Raw genomic sequence first — 22,036 nt, forward strand, 5'->3', positions numbered from 1 at the left:
CCGGCCGGGGTCTCATGTGACCTTGACCTGATCGCCGTAGAACCGCTCCGTCTCCTCGACGGCGGCCGAGAACCGCTCGTCGAAGTCGTCGCGAATGAGCGTCCGGACCACGTAGTCCTGGACGCTCATTCCCCTTTTCGCCGCATGGTGCCGGAGCCGGTCGAGCAGCTCTTTGTCTATCCGCAGGCTGAGCACACTGGTCCCCATGCATATGAGGGCGCCACATCCGGGCGCCCGATGCGTCACTTTCCGGATTCGGCTCACCCGTAAGGGTGACGCGATGTTTTCCGGGGGGACACCGCCGGCTCCCCGGATCCAGTGGCCGAGGTCACGGGCCTCCGGCGCGTCCCAGGTGTCCTTAGGCAGGGTAATGAGTTACTCTAAAGAACATGCCGGACCTTACCCATGGCGACGACGTGGCCGCCGTGAACTCCCTCCGCTCCGCCGTGATGCGACTCTCGCGACGGTTGAAGCACCAGCGGGTCGACGAGTCACTGAGCCCCACCGAGATGTCGGTGCTGGGCACCCTCTCCAACTGCGGCCAGGCCACCCCCGGTGAGCTGGCCCGCAAGGAGCATGTGCAGCCGCCCTCGATGACCCGCATCGTGGCGCTGCTCGAAGCCAAGGGACTGGTCCGTCTGGAGCCGCATCCCGAGGACCGGCGCCAGAAGGTCGTCACCAGGACCGAGCAGGCCGAGGCGATGCTCGAAGAGAGCCGCCGCAAGCGCAACGCGTTCCTGGCCGGTCTGGTCGACGGCCTCGACGAGGACGAGTGGGCCAAGCTCCGCGCCGCCGCCCCCGTCCTGGAGAAACTCGCACACCTGTAAGCCCTTGCCCCGCGAGTGAGCTGAAGGGCGCGCCGGTGCCGGGAGAGCGATCGCGCGGAGGCCCGAAGGGGTGAGCACGATCGCTCTCCCGACACCGGCTGGAACGCCCCGGAGGCGAACGAGCCAGAGAAAGAGGAGGCGAACCCACTTTGAGTACGGGATCCGGAGCACCTTCCGCCCCCGCACCGACCACCCCTACTACCCCCGCATCACGCAGCAGGTCCTCGATGTTCGGTTCGCTGAAGGTCAGGAACTACCGCCTGTTCTTCGCGGGCCAGGTCGTCTCGAACATCGGCACCTGGATGCAGCGCATCGCCCAGGACTGGCTGGTCCTCAGCCTCACCGGCTCCGCGACCGCCGTCGGCGTCACCACCGCCCTGCAGTTCCTGCCGATGCTGCTCTTCGGCCTCTACGGCGGAGTCCTCGTCGACCGGCTGAACAAGCGGCGCGCACTCTTCGTCACCCAGACGTCCATGGCCCTCACCGGTATCGCGCTGGCGCTGCTGACCCTCTCCGGCCATGTCCACGTCTGGCACGTCTACCTCGCCGCCTTCGTCGTCGGCCTCGCCACGGTCGTCGACAACCCGGCCCGCCAGTCCTTCGTCTCCGAGATGGTCGGCCCGGACCAGCTGCAGAACGCGGTCAGCCTCAACTCCGCGAACTTCCAGTCGGCCCGCCTGGTCGGCCCGGCGGTCGCCGGCCTGATGATCACCGGCGTCGGTACCGGCTATGCCTTCCTCTTCAACGGCCTGTCCTTCGTCGCCCCCATCGTCGGCCTGCTGCTGATGCGCGCGCGTGACCTGCACGTCGTGCAGCGGGCGCCGAGAGGCAAGGGCCAGCTGCGGGAGGGCCTGCACTATGTGGCCGGCCGCCCCGACCTGACGTGGACGATCATCCTGGTCGGCTTCGTCGGCACGTTCGGCTTCAACTTCCCGGTCTACCTCTCCGCCTTCGCGGACGACGTCTTCCACGCGGGAGCCGGCTCCTACAGCCTCTTCAACACCCTGATGGCGGTCGGCTCCCTGGCCGGCGCCCTGCTCGCGGCCAGACGCGGCACGGCCAAGCTGCGGGTGATGCTGGCGGCGGCGGTGGCCTTCGGCGGACTGGAGCTGGTGGCGGCGACCGCACCGTCCCTGTGGCTGTTCTCGCTGCTCATGGTCCCGATCGGCATGTTCGGCATGACGGTCAACGTCACCGCGAACACCACCGTCCAGATGGGCACCGACCCGGCCATGCGCGGCCGGGTGATGGCCCTGTACATGATGGTGTTCATGGGCGGCTCCCCCATCGGCGCACCCATCGCCGGCTGGATCACGGACGCGTACGGCGTCCGCGCCGGCCTGGCGGTGGGCGGTGCCATCGCCGCCGCGGCGGCCGTGGTGATCGGCCTGGTCCTGGCCCGCGTCGGCAACCTGCGGCTGTCGGTCGGCTGGCACGGCGGCCACCCGCGGGTGCGGTTCGTCCCGCGCGAGGAGCGGGAGGACCAGGAGGAGCTCGCCGCGGCCGCGTGAGACGCGGACGGCGGGGCGGCCGTCCGGATCGGACCGCCGCGCGCCACTGGCCCGGGGGCGTACTACAGCCTCCGGGCCAGCACCTGTCCCGGCCAGTCGTTTTGGGCCGTGTACGTCTCGGTGCGGACGAAGCCGTTGCCCTCGTAGTAGCGGACCAGCTTGCCGTCGGCGCCCGCGTAGCAGTCCACCCGTAGCAGCGAGACCCCGGCCCGCCGGGTCTCCTCGGCCGCGTGCGCCAGCAGCGCGCTGCCCACGCCGTGGCCCTTGAACCGGCGGTCTGAGGCCAGCCAGTGGATGTACCGCTCGGGCTCACCGGGCGGCGGGAGATGCGCCAGATAGGCGCCGGGCGCGTCGGTGACCGTGAGCGTGGCGGCCGGCACCCCGTCGGCCTCGGCGATGTAGGTCACGCCCTTGTCCATGTACTGGACGACCGACTCCACCGTCTTCTGGTTCTCCGACAGCGGCGTGGTGCCCCACTGCTCGGTCCGCCCCTGTCCCACCAGCCACTCCACACAGCTGTCGAGCATCCCGAGTATCGCGGGAACGTCGTCGGGTCCGCCTTCTCTGATGGTGATCCGCATCTCCTCATGATGGCAGGGTGGTCCGCATGAGACTCTTCGCCGCCGTGCTGCCCCCGCCCGAGGTGGCCGCCGAACTCGCCGCAGAAGTCGACCGGTTGAAACGGCTGCCGGGCGCGGAGGCGCTGCGCTGGACCGGCCGCCCCGGCCGGCCCCGTGGCGGAGCCACTGATTGGCACTACACCCTGGCGTTCTACGGCGAGGTCGAGGACGGCGTCGTACCGGACCTGTCGGACCGGCTGGCCCGCGCAGCCCACCGGACGCCGTCCTTCCCGCTGTCTGTCGCGGGCGGCGGCCAGTTCGGCCACGGCCGGGTCCTGTGGGCGGGCGCCCGGGGGGATCTGGAGACCCTCCGGCTCCTCGCCGACCGCGCGGAGGCGGCGGCGCGGAAGGCGGGCGTACCGATGGGGGAGCACCGCCGCTACAAGGCCCACCTGACGGTGGCGCGCAGCCGGGACGCGGTGGAGGTACGGCCGTACGTCGCGCTGCTCGCCGAGTTCGCGAGCCGGACCTGGACGGTGGGGGAGCTGGCGCTGGTGCGCAGCCACCTGCCGACGTCGGGGGTGCCGGGGGAGCAGCCACGGTACGAGGTGGTCGACCGCTGGGGGCTCGCGGCAGGCGGTTAGGCTCGTTGCCGTGGACCCGAAGACCAGGAACCGGATCATGGCCGGTGCGCTTGTGCTGTTGTTCGTGGTGGTGGCGGTGGCGTCGGCGATGAGGTGAGTGGAAGAGGGCGAGGAACTGCGGGCGGCCGGGGTTCGGCCCCGCCGCGTGAGAGCTGGTCGCGCCCACGCGGCGGAGCCGCATAGTGATACCGCCCCGCGCCCCTACGGGAAGCTCCCCTACCAGGCGAAGGCCTCAGGAGAAGGCCCCGGACCCGGGAAGATCTCGTCGAGGCCGGTCAGCAGCTCCTCGCTCAGCTCCAGCTCGACGGCCCTCAGCGCCGACTCCAGCTGCTCGCCGGTGCGCGGGCCGACGATCGGACCCGTCACCCCCGGACGTGTGAGCAGCCAGGCGAGGGCGGCTTCGCCGGGTTCGACGCCGTGCTTTTCGAGCAGGTCCTCGTACGACTGGATCTGCGCGCGGGTGGAGGGGTTGGCGAGCGTGTCGGCGGCCCGTCCGGAGGCGCGTCGGCCGCCCTGGACCTCCTTCTTGATCACACCGCCGAGCAGGCCGCCCTGCAGCGGCGACCAGGGGATGACCCCGAGGCCGTAGTCCTGCGCGGCCGGGATGACCTCCATCTCCGCGCGCCGCTCGGCGAGGTTGTAGAGGCACTGCTCGCTCACGAGACCGATGGTGCCGCCGCGGCGGGCGGCGATCTCGTTGGCCTGGGCGATCTTGTAGCCAGGGAAGTTGGAGGACCCGACGTACAGGATCTTGCCCTGTGCGATGAGGGTGTCGATCGCCTGCCAGATCTCCTCGAAGGGGGTCCGGCGGTCGATGTGGTGGAACTGGTAGACGTCGATGTGGTCGGTTCCCAGCCGCTTGAGGCTGGCGTCGACGGCACGTCGGATGTTGAGCGCGGAAAGCTTGTCGTGGTTGGGCCAGGCGTCACCGTCGGCGGCCATGTTGCCGTACACCTTGGTGGCGAGCACGACCTTGTCGCGGTGCGCGGGGCTCTTGGCGAACCAGCTGCCGATGATCTCCTCGGTCCGCCCCTTGTTCTCACCCCACCCGTACACATTGGCGGTGTCGAAGAAGTTGATGCCGGCATCCAGCGCCGCGTCCATGATCGCGTGGCTGTCGGCCTCGTCGGTCTGCGGGCCGAAGTTCATGGTGCCGAGGACGAGTCGGCTGACCTTGAGTCCGGTACGTCCGAGCTGCGTGTACTCCATGGTCACCCAGCCAACGGCTTGGAGTGCGCTCTAGGCAAGCACTTTCCGTCCGGTCGGCCCGGTGTTCTTCAGAGGAAGACCCGCGCGACGTCGAGCCAGGTGCGCGCGTCCTCGCCGACCGCCCTGAGGCCGGTCTCGGCCAGGGACCTGCGCCGGGTGACCCGCAGACAGAAGTCGAGGGCGGTGCCCTGAACCCGTTGTGCCGCGTTCTCCGGGACCCATGCCCAGGTCTGGCCGCCCCCTTCGGCCACCAGGTCGGGCACCGCGAGGTCGCCCTCCAGGGCGGAGAGGTCGAGGCCGTAGTTCAGCATCCGCAATCACCTTCGCACGCGTTGACGGCAGGCACGGCCGACGGGAGCCGATCCGCCCACGACCCTAGCCGAACGCACTTGCGGGAACGGCTCAACTCCGGTGCGTGGAGGGCTAGTCGGTCGGGAACTCGTCGGTCTTGAGGGTGAGGCCGACGACGGTGGCCGTGAGGTCCGCCTCGTCGCCGAAGTCGACCTTGGTCTCGGTCGCGTAGTCGTCGCCCTTGGGGTTGGTGTAGATGTGGCAGCGGCGCTGGTAGGGGTCGGCGATCAGGTAGACGGGGACCTCGGCCTGGGCGTAGGCGTTCTTCTTCAGGCCGTAGTCGTTGGCCGCGGTGCCCCGGGAGATGACCTCGGCGACGAACTCGACGTCCTGGTAACGCCAGAGCCCCTTCCCGTTCTTCACCGCCTCCTCGGCCATCACCGTCACGTCGGACGCGAACCCGTTCAGATGCCCCGGGTAGTCGACACGGACATCGGACTTGACCCGCTTCCGGGGGTACTTGGTCCGCAACTGCTCGTAGATGTCCGCGATGATCTCCCAGTGGGTGTCCCGCTGCGGTGCCATGAAGACGGTCCCCTCGACGATCTCGACCTTGTAACCCTCGGGGGCGGGCATCTTCTCGATCCGCTCGAACAGCTCGTCGAGCGTGATCTCGTCGTCGCTCTCGGCCATCGCGATCCTGTCTTCGAGGACGGTCATCCTGGCGCTCCTCCCCGGCCACCCTCCGCACGAGTGCGGCCGCGCGGTTCAACGATACGCACGGTGACCGGGCGACGGCGGAATCCGGTCAGTCCGTTCCGGCCGCGTACTCCTCGCCCAGGTCCCAGCCCTGCCACATCGCCTCCGCGAACGCCTCGGCGATGCGGTGTTCGCCGTTCGCGTTGGGGTGGGTGCCGTCGTAGGTGTCCGTGTCGATGTCGTACGACGGCGGGGGCGAGGCCAGCAGCAGCGGGGAGCGGGGCTCGTCCAGGTCGGCGACCGTCTTCGCGAGCAGTTCGTTGAAGAGGCTCACCTGTTCCGCGAACTGCGGGTCCGACGTGGCCCGGATGTTCGGGATCACCGGCAGCACCACCATGCGGATGCGCGGGTTGGCCTCCCGCGCGGCCGCGACGAAGGCCCGTGCGTTCGCCGCCGTCTGCTCCGCGTTGGTGTAGAAGCCCAGGTCGATCAGGCCGAGGGAGACCAGCAGGACGTCGGCGCGGCAGGACCGCACCGCCTCCCCGACCAGCGGGGCCATGTGCAGCCAGCCCTCGCCCCAGCCGGCCAGGTGGGCGCGGGGGAAGTCCGGGTCGGCGTAGGTGTACGAAACGGGCGCGTCGGCGAGCTTGTCGTACAGCGTCTCGCGCGGGCCGACCAGGGTGAACGGGCCGCCGTAGGTCGCGCACAGGTGCTGCCACATGCGGTACCGCCATGTGTGTTCGCCCGTACTGCCGATGGTCATCGAGTCCCCGACGGGCATGAACCTGAGCATCCGCTCATGATGGACGATCGGCGGGAGCGGTGGGGTGTGAGGACCGCCACGTCACCCACGGGCCCCGGGCCGTCAAACACCGTGCGGGATGGCAGGCTTGGGCCCATGCGCCGACGATCGTTCGCCCTTCTCGCCGGGGTCCTGCTCACCGGGGCCCTCGCCGCCGCACCCGCCTCCGCCGCTGACGGCGCCGGTGACAAGGGGTTCACGATCACGGACCCGCGCATCACCGAGTCCAGCGGTCTCGCCGCCTCCCATCTGCACCCGGGCATCTACTGGACCCACAACGACAGCGACGACGGCCCCTACATCTACGCCGTCGACAGCGCGACCGGGAAGACCGTGGCGACCGTCACGCTCAGTGGTATCGGCAGGCCCCGTGACGTCGAGGCCATCTCCATCGGCCCGGACAACCAGATCTACGTCGGGGACATCGGCGACAACCTCGACGGCAGCTGGCCCTACGTGTGGATCTACCGGCTGCCCGAGCCGAAGGTCCTGGAGAACCAGACGATCAGGGCCACGCAGTACGTCGTCAAGTACGCGAACGGCGCCCGGAACGCCGAGTCGCTGATCGTCCACCCCAAGACCGGGCGCGTGTACATCATCGACAAGAAGGAGGACGGCGGGCATCTCTACGAGGGCCCGGCGACCCTGTCCTCCTCCGGCACCAACATCTTCAGGCCCGTCGCCGCCGTCGACCTCTGGGCCACCGACGCCGCCTTCTCGCCCGACGGCAGGCAGCTCGCCGTACGCGGCTACTTCGGCGGCATCTACTACGACTGGAACGGCGGGAAGATCAAGCGGGAGGGGCGGCTCGACGTGCCGCTCCAGAAGCAGGGCGAGTCGGTCAGCTACTCCGCCGACGGGACACGGCTGATGTACGGCAGCGAGGGCTCCGACAGCCCGGTGCAGGCCGAGGACGTGCCGGGCGGGGCGGCGGGGGGCACGTCGCCGTCCGGCGGGGGGAGTTCGGCCGCCGCCGGGGACAACGGCAGTCCCGCGAGCGGCAAGGTCAAGGTCGGTGCCATCGCCGTCGGCGTCGCCGTGCTCGCCCTCTTCGGGCTGCGCCGGCTGCGGCGCACCCCCACCCGCCGGCACTGACTCCTGGCCGGACGTCACCCGTCCGGGTCACCGGCGGGGCGCCCCCGCGCCGGTCCGGGCAGGCTGGGAAGTGTCCCGCGGGGCAGGGGCGGTAACACGCGGCCGGGTCCCGCCTCACGGAATGGGAGCACTCATGCGCCGCAACGCCCTGCGCCTGGCCGGGAAGGTCTGCCTGCTCACGGCCGCCCTGGGCCTGACCGTCCCCGCGACCGCCGCCACCGCCGCCGAGTCCGCCGGAACGGCACGGGCCGAGGCCGCCGCCCTCCCGCAGTTCCGCTCGGTCAGGCTGCCGATCAGCGGCACCTTCGCCGGCCCGAGTGAGAAGGTCCGCCTCACGGGAACCCTCGACGTCACCGTCATCACCCTGCCCGGCGCGGCCGGCGGCGGCACCGCCCATATCATCAGCAGCCTGGACGACACCAGCGGCACCGGCGACCCGAGCGGCGGGACGTACGACCTGGTCGGCGCGGGCCGGGACAACCTGCCCTTCTCCGCGGGGGCCACCACGACCCTCAAGACCCGCCCCTCATTCGTGCTGATCTCTCCGATCGTCCCGCCGAACCCCATCGTCCCGCCGAACCCGATCCGGCCCGTCACGGTCTCGGTCACCGTCACCTCCACCGGCGCGATCAACGCCATCACCGCCACGGTCGGCACCCCCGCGCCCTGAGGAGGGCCGACCGAGGAGGACCGAGGAGGACCGAGAAGGGGCGACACGGACCGAGCAGGGCGACGAGGGGCGTCGTACGTCTTGACGTGATGAAGGTGTGTCAGTTTCCTGAGAGGTGCGCGGCATATGGGAGCGCTCCCATGTTCCGGGTCGCGCCTCCCCAGTGGAACTCCGAGAGGAACAGGCACATGTTCCGCTTACGCGCCCTGCGAAGAGCGCTGTGTGCTGCCGCCGCCGCGCTCCTCCTGCCCCTCGCCGGTGTGCACCCCGCGCACGCGGCGACCACCCCCGGGGCCGGCTACTGGCACACCAGCGGCCGGCAGATCCTGGACGCGGCCGGGCAGCCGGTCCGGATCGCCGGGATCAACTGGTTCGGGTTCGAGACCGCCAACTACGTGGCGCACGGCCTCTGGTCACGCGACTACAAGAACATGATCGACCAGATGAGGTCGCTGGGCTACAACACCATCCGGCTGCCCTACAGCGACGACATCTTCAAGAGCACGACCGTCCCCAACAGCATCGACTTCAGCAGCGGCAAGAACGCCGACCTCCAGGGGCTCGACTCGCTCCAGGTCATGGACCGGATCGTGGCCTACGCCGGTCAGGACGGCCTCAAGGTCATCCTGGACCGGCACCGCCCGGACGCCGGCGGCCAGTCGGCGCTCTGGTACACCTCGTCGGTCCCCGAGTCGACGTGGATCGCCGACCTGAAGGCCCTCGCGGCGCGTTACGCGGCCGATCCGACCGTCGTCGGCATCGACCTCCACAACGAGCCCCACGACCCGGCCTGCTGGGGCTGCGGGGACACCACGATCGACTGGCGGCTCGCCGCCCAGCGCGCCGGGAACGCCGTGCTGTCCGTCAACCCCGATCTGCTGATCTTCGTCGAGGGCGTGCAGACGTACAACGGCGTCTCCGGCTGGTGGGGCGGCAACCTGATGGGGGCCGGGCAGTACCCGGTGCAACTGAGCGTCGCCGGCCGGGTGGTGTACTCCGCCCACGACTACGCCACCAGCGTGGCCCAGCAGAGCTGGTTCGGCGATCCCACGTTCCCCGCCAACATGCCCGGGATCTGGGACAAGTACTGGGGCTACCTCTTCAGGCAGAACATCGCGCCGGTGTGGGTGGGCGAGTTCGGCACCACGCTCGCCTCGGCCGTGGACCAGAAGTGGCTGGCCGCGCTGGTGAGTTACCTGCGGCCGACCGCGACGTACGGCGCCGACTCCTTCCAGTGGACCTTCTGGTCCTGGAACCCCGACTCCGGTGACACCGGCGGGATCCTGAAGGACGACTGGCAGACCGTGGACACGGTGAAGGACGGCTATCTGGCCAGCGTCAAGGCGCCGCTGTTCCCGGGCACGGGAGGCGGCGGTGGCGGTGGCGGTGGCGGGAACACGGGCGCCTCCTGCGCGGCCTCCTACGCCGTCAGCAGCGACTGGGGGAGTGGCTTCAACGCCGCCGTCACGGTCACCAACACCGGTACGACCGCGATCGGTTCGTGGATGGTGACCTGGACGTGGAGCGGCGCGCAGCAGGTGACCAACATGTGGAACGCGTCGTACACCCAGAGCGGCGGGAAGGTCACCGCCGTGAACGCCGCGCACAACGGGACGATCCCGGCGGGCGGTTCGGCGAGCTTCGGCTTCGGGGGCGCGCCGGGCGGCGGGGCCGTCCCGAGCGTGAGCTGTACGGCCGGATGAGCAAGGGCGCCCGGTGCCCGTCCGGGCACCGGGCGCCCTCCGCCGTCGTCCGCGCTACAGCTTCTCGATCACGTAGTCGACGCACTTCGTCAGCGCCTCGACGTCGGCCGGGTCGATCGCCGGGAACATCGCGATGCGCAGCTGGTTGCGCCCGAGCTTGCGGTAGGGCTCGGTGTCGACGATGCCGTTGGCGCGCAGCACCTTGGCGACGGCGGCCGCGTCGATCTCGTCGGCGAAGTCGATCGTGCCGATGACCTGCGAACGCTGCGCCGGGTCGGCGACGAACGGGGTCGCGTACTTGCTCTCCTCGGCCCAGGTGTACAGGCGGGTCGAGGAGTCCTTCGTACGGCCGGTGGAGAAGGCCAGGCCGCCCTGCCCGTTCAGCCACTCCAGCTGCTGGTCGAGCAGGAAGAGGGTGGCCAGGGCCGGGGTGTTGTACGTCTGGTTCTTGCGGGAGTTGTCGATCGCCGTGGGGAGGCTGAAGAACTCCGGGACGTGACGGCCGGACGCGTGGATGCGCTCGGCGCGCTCGATCGCCGCCGGGGAGAAGACGCCGATCCACAGGCCGCCGTCGGAGGCGAAGGACTTCTGCGGGGCGAAGTAGTAGACGTCGGTCTCGCTGACGTCGACGGGCAGGCCGCCCGCGCCGGAGGTGGCGTCGACGAGCACGAGCGCGCCCTCGTCGGCCCCGGCGACCCGCTCGATCGGCATGGCGACACCGGTCGAGGTCTCGTTGTGGGTGAAGGCGTAGACGTCCACGCCGGCCTCGGCCCGCGGCTGCGGGTGGGTGCCCGGGTCGGAGGCGATGACGGTGGGTTCGGCCAGCCAGGGGGCGAGCTTGGCGGCCTTGGCGAACTTGGAGGAGAACTCACCGAAGTTCAGGTGCTGCGACTTGCCGTCGATCAGACCGTGGGTGGCGACGTCCCAGAAGGCGGTGGAGCCGCCGTTGCCGAGGACGACCTCGTAGCCGTCCGGGAGGGAGAACAGGGCGCTGATGCCCTCGCGGACCCGGCCGACCAGGTTCTTCACCGGGGCCTGCCGGTGGGAGGTGCCCATGAGAGAGGTGCCGGTGGCGGCGAGCGCGTCCAGCGCCTCCGTCCGCACCTTGGAGGGGCCCGAGCCGAAGCGTCCGTCGGCGGGCTTGATGTCAGCGGGGATCTGGATGTCAGCCACGGGGCGAGCGTAGTGGCTGGAGGAAACGCGGTCGAAATGTAGTCCGTCGGGTGAGACGGGCGGGTGTGGGGGCGTGAGACGAGCGGGTGACGGGCCGGTTCCCGTCCCTGCGCGGCGGGTGCGCGTCGTCCGAGGCGGTTCCCCGGCCGTCGTCCCGCGTCACCGCCGGCGCCGGCGGGCAGACTGGGAGGCATGGTCGATCTGGAGGCTGAGCTGCGCGGGGCCGTCCGGGGCGAGGTGGGGTTCGACGTCACGTCGCGGGCGCTGGTCACCATGGACGCGTCCAACTACCGGCGGGTCCCGGTGGGGGTGGTGGCCCCCCGGGACGCGGACGACGTGGCCGCCGTACTGGAGGTGTGCCGCGCCCACGGGGTGCCGGTGGTCGCCCGGGGCGGCGGCACCTCGATCGCGGGGCAGGCCACGGGCACGGGCGTGGTGCTGGACTTCACCCGTCACATGAACCGTCTCGTCGGCCTGGACCCGGTCACCCGAACGGCCGTCGTCCAGCCGGGTCTGGTCCTGGACCGCCTCCAGGAGGCCGCCGCCCCGCACGGTCTGCGGTTCGGCCCGGACCCCTCCACGCACAGCCGCTGCACGCTCGGCGGGATGATCGGCAACAACTCGTGCGGCTCGCACAGCGTGGCCTGGGGCACCACGGCGGACAGCGTCCGGGAGCTGGACGTGATCACCGCGCGGGGCGGCCGGCTGCGGCTCGGCCAGGGCTGGGCCGGGGCCCCGGAGGGCCTGCGCGAGCTGGTGGCCGGCGATCTGGCCCGCCTGCGCACCGGCTACCCCGACCTCCCCCGCCGCATCTCCGGGTACGCGCTGGACGCGCTGCTCCCCGAGAAGGGCGCCGACGTGGCCCGCGCCTTCTGCGGCAGCGAGGGCACGCTGGGGATCCTCACGGAGGCGACCGTCCGCCTCGTCGAGTCGCCCCGCGCGCGTGCCCTCGCGGTGCTCGGGTACGCCGACGAGAGCGCGGCCGCGGAGGCGGCGGCCGGGCTGCTCGCCGCCGCCCCGCTGACGGTGGAGGGCATGGCCGCCGACCTGGTGCGGTCCCCGGCCGGACTGCCGCGCGGCGGCGCCTGGCTGTTCGTGGAGACGGGCGGGGAGTCGGCCGCGCAGGCACGCGCGCGTGCCGAGGCGGTCGTCCGCGCGGCGGAAGTCCTCGACGCACTGGTCGTCACCGACCCGGCCGGGCAGCGCGCACTCTGGCGCATCCGCGAGGACGCCTCCGGTACGGCGACCCGGATGCCGGACGGCAGTGAAGCGTGGCCCGGCTGGGAGGACTGCGCGGTGCCGCCGGCCCGACTGGGCGCCTACCTGCGGGACTTCAGAGGCCTGCTGTCCGCCCACGGCCTGCGGGGCACCCCGTACGGCCACTTCGGCGACGGCTGCATCCATGTCCGCATCGACTTCGACCTGCTCAGCGCGGCCGGCGTGGCCCGCTTCCGCCGCTTCTCCGAGGAACTGGCCGACCTCGTCGTCGCCCACGGCGGCTCGCTCTCCGGGGAGCACGGGGACGGCCGGGCGAGGGCGGAACTGCTGCCCAGGATGTACGGCGCGGAGATGGTGGCGTTGTTCGAGCGCGCGAAGGGGATCTGGGATCCCGACGACCTCCTCAACCCCGGCATGCTGGTCAGGCCCGCCCCCCTGGACACCGACCTCCGCTTCGCCGTCCTCCCCCGCGAGCCGCTGCCGGTGGCCTTCGCCTATCCCTCCGACCACGGCGACTTCTCGGCGGCCGTCCGCCGCTGCGTGGGCGTGGCGAAGTGCCGTACGACCGAGGTGTCCGGCGCGTCCGTGATGTGCCCGTCCTTCCGAGCCACCGGCGAGGAGGAGCACTCGACGCGCGGCCGGGCCCGGCTGCTGCACGAGATGCTGGCGGGCGAACTGGTGACGGACGGCTGGCAGTCGACGGAGGTCCGGGACGCGCTGGACCTGTGCCTGTCCTGCAAGGGCTGCCGGTCGGACTGCCCGGTGGGGGTGGACATGGCGACGTACAAGGCGGAGTTCCTGCACCACCACTACGCGGGGCGGCGGCGTCCCGCGTCCCACCACAGCATGGGCCGGCTGCCGCGCTGGCTGCGCCTGGTGGCCCGCACGCACACGGCGGGGCTGGTCAACGCGCTCGTCGCCGTCCGCCCGCTGGCGGCACTGGCCAAACGCGTCGGCGGTATCGCACCCGAGCGGCGGATCCCGCGCCTGGCGCGGGATCCGTTCAGCCGGTGGCTGCGGCGACGGCAGCGCAGGCGCCTGCGGGACTGGATGACGGACGCGCGGGCGGGACGCCGGCCGGACTTCCCGGCGCGGATGGTCTTTCTCTGGCCGGACACGTTCACGGAGCACCTGTCACCGTCGGTGGGCCGGGCGGCCGTACGGGTGCTGGAGGCGGCAGGGGTGGGCGTGGCGGAGCTCCCGACCCGACCGTGGCGGGTGCGCCGGTCGCACGACGGCGGGGTGGAGGGCGTCGGCATGTCGGCCCGCCTGCCGCGCCGAACCTCCCGCGCGTGCTGCGGGTTGACGTACATCTCCACGGGCCAGCTGGACGAGGCGCGGGCGGTGCTGCGTCGCACGCTCGACCTTCTTGGCCCCTTCGTGCTGCCGGACCCGGAGGGCGTGGAGGACCCGGCCCTGTTCGTGGTCCTGGAACCCAGCTGTGCGGCCGCCCTCCGCGCGGACCTGCCGGAACTCCTCCCGGACGACCCCCGCGCGGCCCGCGTGGCGGGGGCGGTGGTCACCTTCGCGGAGGCCCTGGAACGCCTGGCCCCGGAGTGGACCCCACCCCACCTGAACCGCCCGGTCACCGGCCAGACCCACTGTCACCAGCACGCGGTGCTGGGCGACACCGCCGACCGCCGCCTGCGCGAGGCCGCCGCCCTCACCGGCGACCTGGTCGGCGGCTGCTGCGGTCTGGCCGGCAACTTCGGCTTCGAGAAAGGGCACTTCGAGGTGTCGCGGGCGTGCGCGGAGGAGCAGCTGCTGCCGGCGGTGACCGATGCGCCGCCGGACACGGTGATCCTGGCGGACGGCTTCTCCTGCCGGACACAGCTGGAACAACTGGGTGGCGTGCGGGCCAGGCACCTGGCGGAGGCACTCGCCGAGGGCCTGGAACCAGAGGGGGGCTGGAAGGACGGGAAGTGGGGCTGGAGGGGCGGGAAGCGGGGCGGGAAGCGGGACGGCGAGGATGGGAAGCGCGTCGAGAAGCGGGGCGGGAAGTGAGCGTGTCCGAGGCCGAGTTGAACCGGGTGGCCGTCCTCTCCGACATCCACGGTGTGCTGCCGGCGCTGGAGGCGGTGCTCGCGGAACCGGACGTGTCCTCGGCCGATCGCATCGTGCTCACCGGTGACATCACGGCGGGCCCGCAACCGGGCCAGGTGATCGAGGCGTTGCGCGAGCTGGGCGACCGGGCGCTGTGGCTGTCGGGAAACGCGGACCGGGAGCTGGTGGAGTACCGCAGGGGCGAACGCACCGAGATCCCGGACCCGATCGGCCCGTTCGCGGCGGACGCGCTCACCGCCGAACAGGTCGGCTTCCTCGCCGCGCTCCCCAGGACGGCCACCCTCACGGTTCGAGGCCTGGGCCGGGTCCTGTTCTGCCACGCGACGCCCCGCGACGACGAGGAGATCGTCCTGGTCGACTCCTCGGCGGCCCGCTGGGCGGAGGTGTTCGCCGGCGTCGACCCCGCTGTAGGAACGGTCGTCTGCGGCCACACCCACATGCCGTACACCCGCCTCGCCCACGGCCGCCTGGTCGTCAACCCCGGCAGCGTGGGCATGCCCTACGGCCGGCCGGGCGCCCACTGGTGCCTGCTGGGCCCCGGCGCCGACCTGCGGGTGACGTCGTACGACATCCCGGCTGCGGTCGCCCGGCTCCGCGCCGAGTGCGCGTACCCGGAGATCGCGGAGTGGGCGGACTGCTACCTCAACTCCCGGGTGACCGACACGGAGGCACTGGCGGCGTTCGGCCCGGGCGACGGGAGGGCGGATGATCGGCGGACTGCCGCTCGATGACCAACTCCGACGCCCGGCAGCAGGCGCGCGGCGAGACCCGACACGCCCTCACCGACCTGTGCGGAAACGATTCCGACCGGATTCGCGTCTGTTCTGCTTGATGCCGTCGCCGTCAGTTCCGGTTGTTCGCGGTCCCCTGTCACCTGTCCCCCGTCCGTACCCCCGCACCCCCTGTTGGGGCCGGTGAGCGTCGGCGCCGGTTCGATGCCCGTCTGTCCAGGAAGAATCCGAGGAGCCTTCGCCCATGACGCCAGCCTCCGCAGCCCTCCGTCTCCAGCCCGTCTCCCGTGCCGAACACCTCGCCTTCGTCGACTCCCGTAGCCCCTCCCCGAGCCATATGCAGGTGCCGTCCTGGGGAGACGTGAAGCCGGACTGGCGGGCGGAGAGCCTGGGCTGGTTCGACGGGGAGGGGCGGATGGTCGGGGCCGGGCTGGTGCTGCTGCGGGCGGTGCCCAAGGTGAAGCGGTTTCTCGCCTACCTGCCGGAGGGGCCGGTCATCGACTGGCACGACCCGGCGCTGGAGCGCTGGCTCGATCCGCTGCTGGCGTACCTGAAGGGGCGCGGGGCGTTCGCGGTGAAGATGGGGCCGCCCGTCGTCGTACGACGGTGGAGCGCGGAGGCGGTGAAGGAGGCGATCGCCGATCCCGCCGCCCGGCGGCTGCGGGACGCCGAGGCGACCTCGGAGGAACCCCGTGCCCTCGAACTCGGCGAACGGCTGCGCCGGATGGGATGGCGGCAGGCGGAGGCCGGCGGCGAGGACGGGTTCGCCGCCGGGCAGCCCCGGTACGTGTTCCAGGTTCCGTTCGCCGGGCGGTCGTTGGACGACATCCAGCGCGGGCTCAACCAGCAGTGGCGGCGCAACGTGAAGAAGGCCGAGAAGGCCGGGGTCAAGGTCGTCCGGGGCGGCTACGAGGACCTGCCCGCCTTCTACACGCTGTACGCCGAGACCGCCGAACGCGACCGCTTCATCCCGCGCCCCCTCCCCTACTTCCAGCGCATGTGGACCGCCCTCACCACCGAACACCCCGACCGCATGCGCCTCTACCTCGCCCATCACGAGGGCGAGGTCCTCGCCGCCGCGACCATGCTCACCGTCGGCGGGCACGTCTGGTACTCCTACGGCGCCTCCACCAGCCGCAGGCGCGAGGTCCAGCCCAACAACGCCGTCCAGTGGCGGATGATGTGCGACGCCCACGAACTCGGCGCCACCGTGTACGACTTCCGGGGCATCACCGACACCCTGGAGGAGTCCAACCACCTGCTGGGCCTGCTCCGTTTCAAGGTCGGCGCCGGCGGGGAGGCCGTCGAGTACCTGGGGGAGTGGGACTTCCCGCTCAACAAGCTGCTCCACAAGGCGTTCGACGTGTACATGGCCCGTCGCTGACGCCTCCTCCGGGTACGGCCCGGCCGGTTTCATAAGCCGGCTCTCAGGTTCATAAGAGAACTCTCAGGTTCGGGGTCGTTATACAGCTGTTACCCAGGTATTCACAGCACCTGTTTGCCGTTCGCAAGCCGACTTTGCTGTTTCTTGAGATCTGAGCCGTGTAAGTTCATCGGTGTCGGGCGGCGGGGATTGCCGAGGATGACGATCTGAAATCCCCGTACGTTGCCCAAGAGAATTCTCGCGCCATCCTGCACCACTTGCACTTCGAACTCTCAAGGAGTCGGAATGAGCCTCAAGAAGCTCGCCCCGCTGCCCCCCAAGCCCAAGAAGCACCTGCCCCCGCCGCCCCCGCCGAAGCCGAAGAAGAAGGCCCACAAGCCGCTTCCGAAGCCGATCCCCGGCCAGGACGGCTGAGTCAGCTGTAAAGAGGACCGACGGTTCGCCGTCGGTCCTTTTTCGCTCCTGAATTCCCGGAATTCCAGCGTCGGCGAGCGGAGGTGGTGAGAAATGCGCGCAAAGGAGAGTGAAGGCACGGAATACGAGTACGAAGTCGACGCCTCATCGAAATACGGGGGCGCGGACGAATACGGCGCGGGCGAGTACGACGGAGGCGGGTACGGCGCGGGCGAGTACGACGGAGGCGGGTACGGCGCGGGCGAGTACGACGGAGGCGGGTACGGCGCGGGCGAGTACGACGGAGGCGGGTACGGCGCGGGCGAGTACGGCCGAGGCGGGTACGGCGCAGGCGAGTACGAAGAAGGCGAGGACGACGAGGACGACGAGGACGACGAGTACACGCCCGCCATCCCGGCCCGCGCCGCCTTCCGCCGCTTCTGGCCGCTGACCCGGGGCCTGCGCGGCTGGCTGGCGATCGTCTGGGTGTGCACGGTGATCGCCGCGCTCGCCGAGACCGAGGCCATCCTGCTCTTCAGCGACCTCACCGACCACGCCCTGCAGAAGGGCTCGCTCGGCGCCTTCTGGAGCCCGGCCGGACAGTGGCTGGGCATCGCGATCGTCGGCGCGATCGTCGCGTACGCGGGCAACTCCGTCGCCGCCTGGGTCACCGAACGCTTCGTCATGCGGCTGCGCGAGCACGTCTTCGACCACGTCCAGCAGCTGCCCCCGCACTTCTTCCAGCGCCACCGCCAGGGCGACCTGCTCTCCCGCCTGACCAGCGACGTCGAGGCCATCGAGACCATGGTGGTGTCCGGGCTGGTCGGCGCCGCGTCGGCCCTGTTCAGCGCCTTGTTCTACGCGGCCGCCGCGTTCTGGCTGCGCTGGGACCTGGCCGCCGCCACCTTCGTCCTCGCCCCGCTGTTCTGGCTGGCCGCCCGCCGCTTCTCCGGCTCCATCAAGGACGTCTCCAGGGAGGGCCGGGCCGCCGACGGCGCGATCACCTCCGTGGTGGAGGAGTCCCTCGGCAACATCGTGCTGACCCAGGCGTACGACCGCCGTGACGCCGAGCGCCGCCGCCTGAACGAGGAGGCGAGCGCCTGGTTCCGCGCCTCCGTCCGCTCCACCCGTCTCAACGAGGCCTACGAGCAGCTCGTCCAGGTCATCGAGACGATCTGCGTCCTCGCGGTGATCGGCATCGGCGCCTGGGAGATCTCCACCGGCCGGATGACCCTCGGCCAGCTCCTCGCCTTCTCCGCCTTCCTCGGCTACCTCTACCCGCCCGTGCGCGGCCTCGCCCAGCTCGGCCTCACCGTCACCGCCGCCACGGCCGGCGCGGAACGGCTGATCGAGATCCTCGACGTGCGGCCGTCGGTCACCGACCCCCGCCGAGACGCCGGCACCGACACCGGGCGCCCCGACGGCACCGTCGAGCTCCGCGACGTCGGCTTCCGCTATCCCGGCGCCGACAGGACCGCCCTGGAGGGCCTCTCCTTCACGGTCAGCCCCGGCGAACTCGTGATCATCACCGGGCCCAGCGGCGCCGGCAAGTCCACCGTCTCCAAGATGCTGCTCCGCTTCTACGACCCAGACAGCGGCGAGATCCTCCTCGACGGCGTCCCGATCCGCGACTTCCCCCTCGCCAGGCTGCGCGAGTACGTCACCCTGCTCCCGCAGGAGACCCTCGTGCTGCACGACACCGTCCGCGCCAACATCGCCTGCGGCCGCCCCGGTGCCAGCGAGCAGGCCATCGAGGAGGCCGCCAGGGCCGCCGACGCCCACGACTTCATCGTCCGGCTCCCCGACGGCTACGACACCAGGGTCGACCCCAACTCGGCCCGGCTCTCCGGCGGTCAGCTCCAGCGCCTTGCCATCGCCCGCGCGATCCTGCGCGACGCCCCCGTCCTCGTCCTCGACGAGCCGACCACCGGCCTGGACGCGATGGCCGCGCGCCGCGTCGTCAAGCCGCTGCGGCGCCTGATGACCGGCCGTACGACCATCATGATCACCCACGACCTGAACCTGGCCCCCGACGCCGACCGGATCCTCGTCGTCGACCGCGGCCGCATCGTCGAGACCGGCCGCCACGACGAACTCCTCACCCGCGGCGGCGCCTACTCCCGGCTGCACCGCTCACAGAACAACGCGGTGATGGACACCGGCGAACTGCGGCTCCCGCTCCTCACCGACCAGGGCATGCCGACGCCCGAGCCGACGGCCGTACCCCAGGCCTCCTACGCCGGCGCGCAGGGCGGCGGGTACGGCAACCAGCAGCCGTACGGGAACACGTACGACTACCACCACGACCACGACGTGTATGCGGCAGCGGGCGTGTACGCGGCAGCGGATGTGTACGCGACAGCGGCAGCGGCCGCGGGGCTGTGGCCCCAGCCCATGTACGACGCCCACATGGAAACGCCGGCACCCATGGAAACGCCGGCACCCATGGAAACGCCGGCACCCATGGAAACGCCGGCACCCATGGAAACGCCGGCACCCATGGCAACCGGGGCGCCTATGGCGACGGGTATGCCCATGGACGCCGGCTACGGCCAGAGCGTGCCCACCACACTCTCCGACGGTCGCCCCCTGTTCCGTGACGAGGAGCCGCCCTGGCCGGGCATCTGAGGCCGCCGGCGGGAGCGGTTTGTGGCGGGCGTGTGCGGTTCTCGGCGGGCGTGAGCGGTTCTTGACCGACATGAGTGGTCGTCAGTTCGATTCTGTTACACGCCTATTGCACAAAAAATCTTCAAGGTTTCTCCACTTGATCCGTACGCTGCATACGCCAACGGGCCCGGCCGGGAGTCATCCCCGCGGGCCTCTCGCGATCCCAGGGGGATTCACATGCGTATACGCGTCGCGGCCAGCGTCATCTCCGGTGCGGCCGTGCTGTCCGCGCTCGTCGTTCCGGTGGCCGCTCAGGCGGCCGAGGGTCCGGATGCGCGGGCCCAGCTCAGCTCCTTCTCCGCGAACTCCGGGAGCGCCGCGAAGTCCGCCAAGTCCGCGAGCTCGGCGAGCACCGCGAAGACCGTCCGCCCGACGGACGCGCTGGGCGACATCACCTTCTCGAAGGGCGTCGTCAACGGCGGCAAGGACATCGTCCTCGGCACCACCACCCAGAAGTCCGTCACCGCCACCTACACCGCCACCAGTTCGAGCGGTGTCGCGCTCACGGAGGCCTTCCTCTGGCAGGGCACCGACCCCTCCAGCGTGGACACCATCACCGGCGCCCTGGGCACCGACGACGACCCCGTCTGCACCGAGTCGACCACCCAGACCGGCGTCTACAGCTGCAAGGCCGTCTTCAACATCCACACGGCCACCGACATGAAGCACAACGGCGTCGCCGGCACCTGGAAGCTCGCCCTCGGCGGCTACGACCTCTCCGCGAACGCCAGCTTCGACGACAACGTCACCACCGGCAAGATCAAGAAGGCTTCCAAGCTGACCGTCAACGCCACGCCGGAGCCGGTGAAGAAGGGCAAGACCATCACCGTCACCGGCAAGCTGACGCGCGCCAACTGGGACAACGGCACGTACGGCGGCTACGCGGGCCAGAAGGTGGTGCTGCAGTTCCGCAAGAAGACCAGCAGCACCTACACCAACGTGAAGAGCATCACCGCCGGCACCGGCGGCGCGCTCAAGACCACGACCAAGGCCACGGTCGACGGGTACTACCGCTTCTCCTTCGCGACCAACGCCACCACCGGCGCCTCGACGGCGACCGGTGACTACGTCGACGTGAAGTAGCCCCAGGGGGGCCCGAGGCCCGGCGGGAAAGGGACCGGGCGGTCCGTCGCCGGGCCTCGGGGGCCGTGACCTGCGGCGAGGCGGGGGTGCGGGCGGTCGGCGGTCAGGACAGTTCCATCAGGGCTTCACGCGCCTGTTCAAGTCCATTACCCTGGACTGAGCAGTGCACCGCAATGAACAACGAGCTCCCTGGACCGCCCGTGACCACCCCCAGCACCTCACAGCCGACGCCCACGCCCACGCCTGCCGCCGTGTCCGAGCCCGCCGCCGCAGGCGCCACCCGCCGGTTCGGCTCGCTCGGCCCCGTCGGCCTGGTGCTGGCCGGCGGGATCTCCGTGCAGTTCGGCGGCGCCCTCGCGGTCACCCTGATGCCCAGGGCCGGTGCGCTCGGCGTGGTGACGCTGCGGCTCCTCGCGGCCGCCATCGTCCTGCTCGTGGTCTGCCGGCCCCGGCTGCGCGGCCACTCCCGCACCGACTGGGGCACGGTGATCGTCTTCGGCATCGCCATGGGCGCGATGAACGGCCTCTTCTACGAGGCCGTCGACCGCATCCCCCTGGGTCCCGCCGTCACCCTCGAAGTGCTGGGCCCGCTGGCCCTGTCGGTACTGGCCTCCCGGCGTGCCGTCAACGCGGTGTGGGCCGGACTCGCCCTGGCCGGTGTCTTTCTCCTTGGCGGCGGAGGCTTCGGCGATCTCGACCCCACAGGTATCGCCTTCGCCCTGGGGGCCGGCGCCATGTGGGCCGCCTACATAGTCTTCAGCGCCCGTACCGGCCGGCGTTTCCCGCAGGCGGACGGCCTCGCCCTGGCCATGGCGGTCGCGGCGCTGCTCTTCCTGCCGCTGGGCATCGCCGAGGCCGGCGGCAGACTCCTCGACCCGACCACCGTCGCCCTCGGCTCGTCGGTCGCGGTGCTCTCCTCCGTCCTGCCCTACACCCTCGAACTGCTCGCCCTGCGCCGGCTTCCCGCGCACACCTTCGCCGTCCTCATGAGCCTGGAACCGGCCATCGCCGCCACCGCCGGCTTCCTCATCCTCGACCAGGCGCTGACCGCCACCCAGGCGGCCGCCATCGCCCTCGTCATCGCCGCCAGCATCGGCGCGGTCCGCACCCAGGTGGGACGCGGCCGGCGACCGGTGGGCGGCGCTCAGTCGGAGGGCAACGGCAGCGCGCCCTGACACCCGTCGGACGGTCGCCGGATCCTCCTCACGGTCTGGGCGTCCGTTCGCGACCGCGCGGACTTCGTGCCCGGCCTTCCGCCCGGAACCCGGTCGATAGGAGTGCCCGGTGACCGGCATCCAGGCGTTGGCGGGCG

20 protein-coding genes are annotated in these 22,036 nt (G+C 71.2%); 13 read left to right on the top strand and 7 right to left on the bottom strand.

Annotated elements, in window-relative coordinates; translation table 11 throughout:
- Window positions 1-12: 12 nt before the first annotated feature.
- Window positions 13-207: a ribbon-helix-helix protein, CopG family gene (locus ACZ4N4_RS34495; RefSeq protein ID WP_351737173.1), complete on the bottom strand. Its 195-nt coding sequence runs from the start codon at window positions 205-207 to the stop codon at window positions 13-15.
- Between the two features lie 182 nt (window positions 208-389).
- On the opposite strand from ACZ4N4_RS34495, the gene ACZ4N4_RS34500 reads away from it, so the two are divergent.
- Both ACZ4N4_RS34500 and ACZ4N4_RS34505 read left to right on the top strand, forming a co-directional pair.
- Window positions 390-827: a MarR family winged helix-turn-helix transcriptional regulator gene (locus ACZ4N4_RS34500; protein ID WP_453565556.1), complete on the top strand. Its 438-nt coding sequence runs from the start codon at window positions 390-392 to the stop codon at window positions 825-827.
- A 149-nt stretch (window positions 828-976) separates the two neighbouring features.
- Window positions 977-2,338 (top strand): MFS transporter, encoded by a 1,362-nt coding sequence (locus ACZ4N4_RS34505; RefSeq protein WP_467596203.1) that lies wholly within the window; start codon window positions 977-979, stop codon window positions 2,336-2,338.
- A 62-nt stretch (window positions 2,339-2,400) separates the two neighbouring features.
- Here the strand turns inward: ACZ4N4_RS34505 and ACZ4N4_RS34510 are convergent, their stop codons facing one another.
- Complete coding sequence (locus tag ACZ4N4_RS34510) at window positions 2,401-2,919, bottom strand: GNAT family N-acetyltransferase (protein WP_467596206.1); 519 nt, start codon at window positions 2,917-2,919, stop codon at window positions 2,401-2,403.
- Window positions 2,920-2,945: 26 nt separating this feature from the next.
- Between ACZ4N4_RS34510 and thpR the strand changes: the two genes are divergently transcribed.
- Window positions 2,946-3,542 carry an RNA 2',3'-cyclic phosphodiesterase gene (gene thpR / locus ACZ4N4_RS34515; protein ID WP_467596208.1) on the top strand — a complete coding sequence of 199 codons (597 nt, stop codon included), beginning with the start codon at window positions 2,946-2,948 and terminating at the stop codon, window positions 3,540-3,542.
- A gap of 216 nt (window positions 3,543-3,758) precedes the next feature.
- Here thpR and ACZ4N4_RS34520 read toward each other — a convergent pair whose 3' ends face one another.
- From ACZ4N4_RS34520 to ACZ4N4_RS34535, 4 genes are all read right to left on the bottom strand, one after another.
- Window positions 3,759-4,751 (bottom strand): aldo/keto reductase, encoded by a 993-nt coding sequence (locus tag ACZ4N4_RS34520; protein WP_453565546.1) that lies wholly within the window; start codon window positions 4,749-4,751, stop codon window positions 3,759-3,761.
- A 68-nt stretch (window positions 4,752-4,819) separates the two neighbouring features.
- Window positions 4,820-5,062: a hypothetical protein gene (locus ACZ4N4_RS34525; protein ID WP_467596211.1), complete on the bottom strand. Its 243-nt coding sequence runs from the start codon at window positions 5,060-5,062 to the stop codon at window positions 4,820-4,822.
- A gap of 112 nt (window positions 5,063-5,174) precedes the next feature.
- Entirely contained in the window at window positions 5,175-5,762 is a 588-nt protein-coding gene (locus tag ACZ4N4_RS34530) for a Uma2 family endonuclease (RefSeq protein ID WP_393842250.1), read from the bottom strand.
- A gap of 88 nt (window positions 5,763-5,850) precedes the next feature.
- The gene (locus ACZ4N4_RS34535) at window positions 5,851-6,534 is read right to left on the bottom strand and encodes a GDSL-type esterase/lipase family protein (RefSeq protein ID WP_467596214.1); all 684 of its coding nucleotides are present in this window, start codon (window positions 6,532-6,534) and stop codon (window positions 5,851-5,853) included.
- Between the two features lie 105 nt (window positions 6,535-6,639).
- Between ACZ4N4_RS34535 and ACZ4N4_RS34540 the strand changes: the two genes are divergently transcribed.
- From ACZ4N4_RS34540 to ACZ4N4_RS34550, 3 genes are all read left to right on the top strand, one after another.
- Entirely contained in the window at window positions 6,640-7,638 is a 999-nt protein-coding gene (locus ACZ4N4_RS34540) for a WD40 repeat domain-containing protein (protein WP_467596216.1), read from the top strand.
- Between the two features lie 133 nt (window positions 7,639-7,771).
- Window positions 7,772-8,308: a hypothetical protein gene (locus ACZ4N4_RS34545; protein ID WP_467596219.1), complete on the top strand. Its 537-nt coding sequence runs from the start codon at window positions 7,772-7,774 to the stop codon at window positions 8,306-8,308.
- 188 nt (window positions 8,309-8,496) lie between these two features.
- On the top strand, window positions 8,497-10,011 hold the full coding sequence (locus ACZ4N4_RS34550) for a cellulase family glycosylhydrolase (RefSeq protein WP_467596221.1): 1,515 nt from the start codon (window positions 8,497-8,499) through the stop codon (window positions 10,009-10,011).
- A gap of 54 nt (window positions 10,012-10,065) precedes the next feature.
- On the opposite strand, the gene serC is transcribed toward ACZ4N4_RS34550, so the two are convergent.
- Window positions 10,066-11,184, bottom strand: a complete 1,119-nt coding sequence (gene serC, locus ACZ4N4_RS34555) for a phosphoserine transaminase (protein ID WP_453565531.1) — start codon at window positions 11,182-11,184, stop codon at window positions 10,066-10,068.
- Window positions 11,185-11,376: 192 nt separating this feature from the next.
- Between serC and ACZ4N4_RS34560 the strand changes: the two genes are divergently transcribed.
- The 7 genes from ACZ4N4_RS34560 (at window position 11,377) to ACZ4N4_RS34590 (ending at window position 21,899) form a co-directional block, all read left to right on the top strand.
- Window positions 11,377-14,406, top strand: coding sequence for an FAD-binding and (Fe-S)-binding domain-containing protein (locus tag ACZ4N4_RS34560; protein ID WP_467596224.1), 3,030 nt, complete (start codon window positions 11,377-11,379; stop codon window positions 14,404-14,406).
- The gene (locus tag ACZ4N4_RS34565) at window positions 14,403-15,197 is read left to right on the top strand and encodes a metallophosphoesterase family protein (RefSeq protein WP_467596227.1); all 795 of its coding nucleotides are present in this window, start codon (window positions 14,403-14,405) and stop codon (window positions 15,195-15,197) included. The genes ACZ4N4_RS34560 and ACZ4N4_RS34565 overlap by 4 nt, the downstream gene beginning before the upstream one ends.
- Before the next feature lie 244 nt (window positions 15,198-15,441).
- Window positions 15,442-16,581, top strand: a complete 1,140-nt coding sequence (locus ACZ4N4_RS34570; protein ID WP_467596230.1) for a lipid II:glycine glycyltransferase FemX — start codon at window positions 15,442-15,444, stop codon at window positions 16,579-16,581.
- Between the two features lie 285 nt (window positions 16,582-16,866).
- Entirely contained in the window at window positions 16,867-16,995 is a 129-nt protein-coding gene (locus ACZ4N4_RS34575; RefSeq protein WP_453565521.1) for a hypothetical protein, read from the top strand.
- 93 nt (window positions 16,996-17,088) lie between these two features.
- On the top strand, window positions 17,089-19,602 hold the full coding sequence (locus ACZ4N4_RS34580; RefSeq protein ID WP_467596234.1) for an ABC transporter ATP-binding protein: 2,514 nt from the start codon (window positions 17,089-17,091) through the stop codon (window positions 19,600-19,602).
- A gap of 216 nt (window positions 19,603-19,818) precedes the next feature.
- Complete coding sequence (locus ACZ4N4_RS34585) at window positions 19,819-20,724, top strand: hypothetical protein (protein ID WP_467596237.1); 906 nt, start codon at window positions 19,819-19,821, stop codon at window positions 20,722-20,724.
- A 200-nt stretch (window positions 20,725-20,924) separates the two neighbouring features.
- Window positions 20,925-21,899, top strand: a complete 975-nt coding sequence (locus ACZ4N4_RS34590) for an EamA family transporter (RefSeq protein ID WP_467596240.1) — start codon at window positions 20,925-20,927, stop codon at window positions 21,897-21,899.
- Window positions 21,900-22,036 lie beyond the last annotated feature (137 nt).

The sequence above is a fragment of the Streptomyces sp. NPDC026538 genome (assembly GCF_055567535.1).